This window comes from Microcystis sp. M53598_WE2 (assembly GCF_030067735.1).
Classification (GTDB): domain Bacteria; phylum Cyanobacteriota; class Cyanobacteriia; order Cyanobacteriales; family Microcystaceae; genus Microcystis; species Microcystis aeruginosa.
The window spans coordinates 1-6,792 of record NZ_JASJFE010000749.1 but is presented as its reverse complement, the minus strand read 5'-3'; the positions used below and the strand labels follow the sequence as shown (position 1 = coordinate 6,792).

7 protein-coding genes are annotated in these 6,792 nt (G+C 40.3%); 2 read left to right on the top strand and 5 right to left on the bottom strand.

Annotated features, from left to right (window positions below; translation table 11 throughout):
- The 3 genes from PX636_RS15375 to PX636_RS15365 form a co-directional block, all read right to left on the bottom strand.
- The coding region (locus tag PX636_RS15375; protein ID WP_288117731.1) for a DUF2079 domain-containing protein at positions 1–625 on the bottom strand (625 nt) is incomplete at its 3' end.
- 12 nt (positions 626–637) lie between these two features.
- Positions 638–1,495 (bottom strand): amino acid ABC transporter substrate-binding protein, encoded by an 858-nt coding sequence (locus PX636_RS15370; RefSeq protein ID WP_288117730.1) that lies wholly within the window; start codon positions 1,493–1,495, stop codon positions 638–640.
- Between the two features lie 18 nt (positions 1,496–1,513).
- On the bottom strand, positions 1,514–2,551 hold the full coding sequence (locus PX636_RS15365) for an AI-2E family transporter (protein ID WP_002797758.1): 1,038 nt from the start codon (positions 2,549–2,551) through the stop codon (positions 1,514–1,516).
- A gap of 448 nt (positions 2,552–2,999) precedes the next feature.
- Between PX636_RS15365 and PX636_RS15360 the strand changes: the two genes are divergently transcribed.
- Both PX636_RS15360 and PX636_RS15355 read left to right on the top strand, forming a co-directional pair.
- Positions 3,000–3,767 carry a pentapeptide repeat-containing protein gene (locus PX636_RS15360; RefSeq protein WP_125732865.1) on the top strand — a complete coding sequence of 256 codons (768 nt, stop codon included), beginning with the start codon at positions 3,000–3,002 and terminating at the stop codon, positions 3,765–3,767.
- Positions 3,768–3,815: 48 nt separating this feature from the next.
- A complete protein-coding gene (locus PX636_RS15355) occupies positions 3,816–4,268 on the top strand; it encodes a DUF8637 domain-containing protein (protein ID WP_002799249.1) in 453 nt (150 codons plus the stop codon).
- A 17-nt stretch (positions 4,269–4,285) separates the two neighbouring features.
- Here PX636_RS15355 and PX636_RS15350 read toward each other — a convergent pair whose 3' ends face one another.
- Positions 4,286–4,936: a ParA family protein gene (locus PX636_RS15350; protein ID WP_002799248.1), complete on the bottom strand. Its 651-nt coding sequence runs from the start codon at positions 4,934–4,936 to the stop codon at positions 4,286–4,288.
- 255 nt (positions 4,937–5,191) lie between these two features.
- Complete coding sequence (gene gatB, locus PX636_RS15345; RefSeq protein ID WP_002797759.1) at positions 5,192–6,664, bottom strand: Asp-tRNA(Asn)/Glu-tRNA(Gln) amidotransferase subunit GatB; 1,473 nt, start codon at positions 6,662–6,664, stop codon at positions 5,192–5,194.
- Positions 6,665–6,792 lie beyond the last annotated feature (128 nt).

The window sequence follows — 6,792 nt, the reverse complement described above, 5'->3', positions numbered from 1 at the left end:
TAATAAACCAAAGAATGCCGGTAATCATGGCAATTATTCCGGGGATTTTTTTCTTTTCCCAGAGAAGTAACCAGATACCCATTCCCAACAATGTTAAAGAGAGAATTGCTTTACAACCGAGAATAATAATGATTCCTAGACAAAATCCCCAGAGATTATTTAATCTTGCCGCCAAAATTGTCCAAAAAATCGCTGGCACTGCGATCACTTCTGGATGAAAATCAAAGAGATTAACATTAAAAATTAGGGGATAGAGCAGATAAACTAAGGCTAATGTATAAGCTTGTTTTTCTTTTAATCCCGCTTCTATTGCCAATTGCCAGAGGGGAAAAGCACCAAGAGAAAGGGAAAAAGCTTGTAAGAAAAGCAGCCAATAAACGCTAGGATAAATTTTATAAAGTAAGGCTATAGGATAGAGAATAAAAGCGATATGATCGCCTAAAATATGGTAGTCAACAAAAGATATAATCGGTGGTTTACCTTGAGAAATTAGGTAAACTCCTTGATCGAACCAACCAAGATCGAGAGCATTAGATTGAAATAAAATATGTCTGATAGCACTGCAAACAAACAGGATTATTGTACTGGAACTAACTAACCAAAATAAATCATTTTTTTTGGGCATAATCGTTAAGTTTTACTGGGATTTTTCGGGGTTATTACGACAATACTGCCAGGTATGTATAAAATAGGAAGCAACTTCAGTAAACCATGTTTTAAAAATATTTCTGTTCTCACTGGTGACGATAACCCCATTAATAAAATCTTGCCATTGGGGATCATTAGCGGGAAGAATGAAACCATAATAATCACAATTTAAAGGATTGCGCGGGATAAGTTTATAATCTTGTTCTAAGGACAAACCGAGAATGACAGCTTCTCCAATTAGCAGAATACCATCACTAGCAAAAGCATCTATTCTATTCCTTCTTAAACTTTGGATACCCCGCAGTCTTCCCGTCACTCCTTGAAATTCTTGATAGGTAGCAAGAGGATATTTTTGTCTTAATAATTCTTGAGTGCTGGTATCTCGCAAAACTCCAATACTTATACCTTCTAAGGACGAAGAAAAGTTAAAATTCTTCTGATTATCACTCCTCACTAAAAACTGAGTTCCCGTGACAAAAAAAGGACGAGAAAAACTGACACCATCAGGTATATTTTTTCTGATACTATTGGGACCACACTCGAAATCAACGGTTTTATTTTCCAATAACTGGAAGCGATTAAATAAAGTTGATTTATAAATTTTGACACTGATGATCTGGAGGTTTAATTTATGCTTTAGTTCCCCTCTGAGCAATTGGATAAAATCTAAGCATAATCCCTGCAAATTATTATTACTATCCCGATAGCCAAAAGGAATGGCATCTTCTCTCATAGCTACTTCTAATAATCCCGTGCGTTTAATTTTTTCTAGAACCGTTTCAGACTTAGCTGGGAGGGGAGCAAAAAAATTAGATAAAATAACGAGAGTAAGAATGATTAATTTCATGACTTTTGCCGAGATTATTTAAGATTTGTTATGACCGTGATCCCATTTATCTAAAATGTCTTTGAATAATAATTCATCTAACCATGTTTTTACTACCACTGTCAAAGGTAAAGCCAATAATAAACCTAAGATGCCAAATATTTGAGCGAAGAAAATTTGAGCGATTAGGGTAATTGCTGGTAGTAAAGATACCTGTTTAGCCATGACAGTTGGTGTCAGCAAATAACTTTCGACATTTTGGATAATAAAATAGAGAATCAGAATAGCGACAATTTTCCAAGGTGCATCGATAACAGCAATGAGGATCGGAAAAATCACACTAGCAGTCGGTCCGATATTAGGGATAAAATTGAGCAATCCTGCCAGGATAGCATGAACGAGAACTAGATTAATTTGTAGAACGAAAAGACCGAAACCACTGAATAATCCCACCATAGTTGAACTAATGGCAATTCCCAACAACCAATTACCTAAACCCGCTTCCGATAGGGTAAGAATTTCCTCGGCACGACGACGATAGAAGTTAGGAAATAATTTTAAGAAAGCTTGTCGATAGGGTTGGGGGTTGGCTAACAGCATAATTGCTAACACCAGCACGAATAATAATTGCAAAATGGCCGCAACTGAGTTAGAAAAGAAGGTAAAAAAGTTACTAAAAACAAAGGTTCCTAAAGGTTGTAACTGCTGGAATAAATCAGTTAAATTAGGCAGCGATGGCAACCAATCAAATTGAAATTGTTGTCGCCATCGAATCGAGTTATTGCGGACTAAATCCCAAGCTTGCGGTAAAAGTTCAATTAATTTTTGAAACTGTTCGATAAAGGGAGGAACAATAATTACAAAAAATAAAATCACAATTGCTAGAGTCGTCAGCAGGGTAATTAAAATAGCCAAACCCCTTTTAATCCCCAATCTCTGCAATCCTTTCACACATCTATTTAAGGCTACGGTAAACACGATCGCCATAAAAATCAATAATAACAGCTGTCGAATCTGCCACAATACATACAGAGCCATTATTAAACAGATAAACCCCAACCACTGACCAAATTTCACAACCTTGATTTATCCTATCGGGACAAGTTTTATCATACAGCAGTCGGTCGGCGGTCGGCGGTCGGCAGGTTTTAGGTGTTGGGGTGGTCACTGCGTGCGCGTTGCGGGGGGGTGTTGGGGTCTTGGGGTTTTAGTTCAATTTCCCCACTTCCCCACTTCCCCACTTCCCCACTTCCCCACTTCCCCACTTCCCTCTCCCTAACCCCCAACAGCAAAAATTAAGTTTTGTATCAAAAATTTGCTAATTTTGCTGTTATGTGCTATACAATTACGCCACAAAACAGGATAGAAAAACGAGATTTTCTTAATTACCAGACATTTTCTCAAATTTTATGGCAACTCTCCCAGAGTCAAATTATCCTGAAAGAAATCCTCTCCTAGAAAATCCGACAAGACTCAGCAAAATTGTGGCCATTAATGCTTTTATCCTTGTATTAGGACTTCGATGATGAAAGAATTGGAGCGATACTATAAAGTTTTAGGGTTAGATCATGGGGCATCTCTCGATGAGATCAATCAAGCCTACAAAGATTTGGTGTTTATTTGGCATCCCGATCGCATTCCCAAAGATAATCAGCGTCTTTTGGAAAAAGCCACGGCTAAACTGCAAGAAATTAACCAAGCTAGGGAACAATTGCGGCAAATTCATCAAAATTCTCCTAAACGCTCCAATTCCGCCCCTAAAACTGAAAAACAGCCCGCCCACGCCTATAAAACTGCTTCTCCCTATCAGCCTCACCCTAGCCAACCCGGCCAAAATTCACAAACCCACAGTCAACAAACCCACAGTCAACACAGCCACTCCCAGAATAACCATCAGGTTCACAATCAGGGCGCCTGGCGCCCTCACTATCGGGATTTAAACGGAGCCGATTTACAGGGAGCTAACCTGAAAGAAAAAGATCTCTCTAGTCGCAGTCTCATCGGGGCTGATTTAAGCCATGCCGACTTAAGCGATAGCTTCCTGCACAAAATTAACCTAGAAAAAGCTAATCTGTACAAAGCTAATCTTTTTCGCGCCAATCTCCTCGAAGCTAACCTTAAGGGCGCAAATTTACAGGAAGCCAATCTCATCGGGGCGGATTTAAGCGGGGCGGATCTGTCGGCGGCGGATTTACGCGGGGCAAAAATTGGCTTTGGTAAGCGTATTATGGTGAAATTAACTGGAGCAATTTTAACAGGAACAATTCTCCCCGATGGTTCGATTCATCAATGAATAACCTCCTGCTAATTTTGATATTTTTTTAATAGGAACTATCACCTGATGGGCATTTATTACACAATTGCTGCTGTTTTTCTAGGGATGCAATTAGCTGCAGGAGAAAATTTATCGGCGGCAAACCCTGATTTTCTCCAGCTGCAGAAAGCTTTAGAAAAACACAATTTCATCGTCAAAATTGCCCCGCCACCAGTGCGAGGAGCCTACGGTTTATTTGATAGTAAAACTAGAATTATTTGGATTCATCCCCTAGTTTTTGACTTAGGTATTGCCCGACCAACATTAATTCATGAAGCTGTCCATGCCGCTCAACTTTGTCATGGAGGCAAAACAGTTAAAGCTCTTAATTTAGCCATAGAACCACCAGCAATGACCAGAAGATTTTTTATGAATTATCAGGGTTTTAGCAGACAAATTGAAGCGGAAGCCTATACTATTCAAGTTCAGCCCGATGGTCTGGATTTAGTGATTTCTTTACTACAAAAATATTGTCCTTAGAAAACCTGTCGATAAATCTACCAATCCCGTTCCAATTCTTCGGCCACACGACGATAATCGGCACTGGCTTCTTGGGCATTTTTACCGCGCCAATTGGTAATAGCTACCCCGTCTAAAACGGCTTTTTCGTGGGCCTTATAATTTCTGACAAAAGCATGACAGGCGGGAATACCTAATTCTAATAAAGTATTTTGTGCTTCTAAAGTTTCCTTAAGACTACGGGAATCCACTTTCGTTAACAAAACCCGATAGGCAATTCCTAAGGGTTTAACTGCCGTGCGTACCGTGTCAATTAAAGCCATTAAATCCATCGGTGCGGGAGGAGTCGGTAAAATTAAATAATCTGATTCTGCTATTACTGCCGTAAGTAATTCGGAGCGCAAAGCTGGTGGTGTGTCAATCACGATCAGATCGTACTCGATAATTTGACGCAATTCTCCTAATTTCTCTGTATTAATTTGCTTGGCTAAATCAAATACCATACCCGCTTGATTTCTTTCTACCCACCAAGTGGAGGAACCCTGCGGATCCGCATCCACCAGCAAAACACGCTGATTCTCCCCCCAAATTGCCGCTAAATTGACCGCAGTTGTGGTTTTACCCACACCACCTTTACCATTGACAACAGCGAGGATTTTTGGGCTATTAGGCTTTAATTGCGAGGTCATTTTCAGTTATCAGTTATCAGTTATCAGTTATCAGTTATCAGTTATCAGTTATCAGTTATCGGTTATCAGTTATCAGTTATCAGTTATCAGTTATCAGTTATCAGTTATCAGTTATCAGTTACCAGTTATCAGTTACCAGTTATCAGATTTGAGTTTTAAGTTCACTGTTTACTGTTTACTGTTTACTGTTTACTGATCACTGAAAAAAAGCTCCCCACTGATTACTGTTTACTGATTACTGATCACTGAATATAACTAACCAGAAAGTTTTTGATCTAAGATTTGGCTAGTTAATTTAGGATCGGCCTTACCGCCGCTTTTTTTCATGACTTGACCGACAAAAAATCCCTTAAGATTGGTTTTACCCGCCCGGAATTTTTCTAACTCGCTTGGATGGGAGGCGATAATTTCCTCGATCAGTTTTTCGATCGCAGAAGTGTCAGAAATTTGTATTAATCCTTTCTTTTCCACCAGCGCTTTCGGTGAACCGCCTTCGGTGAGAAGTTCGGGTAAAATTTCCTTAGCAATTTTGCCACTAATTGTTCCCGTTTCAATCAGTTTAACTAATTCGGCTAAGTCTGACGCTTGCAGGGAAATTTCTGTGATCGTCAGCTTATTATTATTCAAATAAGCGGCGATATCTTGACTGATCCAGTTAGCGACTAATTTCGCATTGGCCCCCGCAATTACGGCAGTTTCAAAATATTCGGCCACGGTGCGATCATCGGTTAAAACCCTGGCATCGTAGGCGGAAAGACCAAATTCTTCTTCATAACGACGACGTTTACGCGCGGGTAATTCCGGTAATTCTTCCGCCCAAGCTTTTAACTGTTCGGGGGAGACTTCTAGGGGGGGTAAATCCGGTTCGGGAAAATAGCGATAATCGCTAGAACCTTCTTTTTTCCGCATACTAATCGTCCGTTGAGTAGCTTCTTCCCAAAGACGGGTTTCCTGTACGATCAGTTCGCCATTTTTGATCGCTTCAATTTGTCGATCGATCTCGTATTCTATGGCTTTTTGGATAGCACTAAAGGAGTTCATATTTTTAATTTCTACCTTAGTCCCGAACTTTTTAGTGCCTTTTTTACGAACGGAAATATTGACATCGCAGCGCAGGGAACCTTCCTGCATATTCCCGTCACTGATGCCGAGATAACGCACTAAACGCCGTAATTCTTGGGCATATTCCGCCGCTTCGGCCCCGGTGCGTAAATCCGGTTCCGAGACAATTTCTAATAATGGTACACCTGTACGGTTAAAATCCACCAGGGAATGGGTGGAACCGGAGAGACGTTCGCTGCCAGCATGAACCAGTTTTCCCGCGTCTTCTTCCATGTGCAGACGGGTAATACCGATAATTTTGCGGCTAACTTCCTTAGTTTTTTTATCGACGATCTCGATTTCTAGTTGACCCTGTTCGACAATAGGGAGATCATACTGGGAAATTTGATAATTTTTCGGCAGGTCGGGATAAAAATACTGTTTGCGATCGAATTTGCTATGAGGTGTGATTTTACCATCGATAGCTAATCCCAGTTTAACGGCACTGGCCAGGACTTCTTGGTTAAGGACGGGTAACACCCCCGGATAACCCAAACAGATGGGACAGACGTTAGTATTGGGGGGACTATCGAAGTTGGTGGGACAGGGACAAAATATCTTGCTTTTGGTGTTGAGTTGACAGTGGGTTTCTAAACCGATAATTGCTTCGTATTCAGTGGCAGACATATTTTCTCGCTCTCGCCGACACAGGAATGATCTGTTTAATCATTATAGTCGCGATTCTGGAGCATTCCCTCCCTTCATAAAACTTAATAATGTAGTTACTAATCACTTTAGTCACCTTTAATATAGCC

Bases quoted from the DNA above. Each gene is read 5' to 3' on its own strand.
- PX636_RS15360 (WP_125732865.1), top strand. From the start codon at position 3,000: ATGAAAGAATTGGAGCGATACTATAAAGTTTTAGGGTTAGATCATGGG.
- gatB (WP_002797759.1), bottom strand. From the start codon at position 6,664: ATGTCTGCCACTGAATACGAAGCAATTATCGGTTTAGAAACCCACTGT.
- PX636_RS15370 (WP_288117730.1), bottom strand. From the start codon at position 1,495: ATGAAATTAATCATTCTTACTCTCGTTATTTTATCTAATTTTTTTGCT.
- PX636_RS15350 (WP_002799248.1), bottom strand. From the start codon at position 4,936: ATGACCTCGCAATTAAAGCCTAATAGCCCAAAAATCCTCGCTGTTGTC.
- PX636_RS15355 (WP_002799249.1), top strand. From the start codon at position 3,816: ATGGGCATTTATTACACAATTGCTGCTGTTTTTCTAGGGATGCAATTA.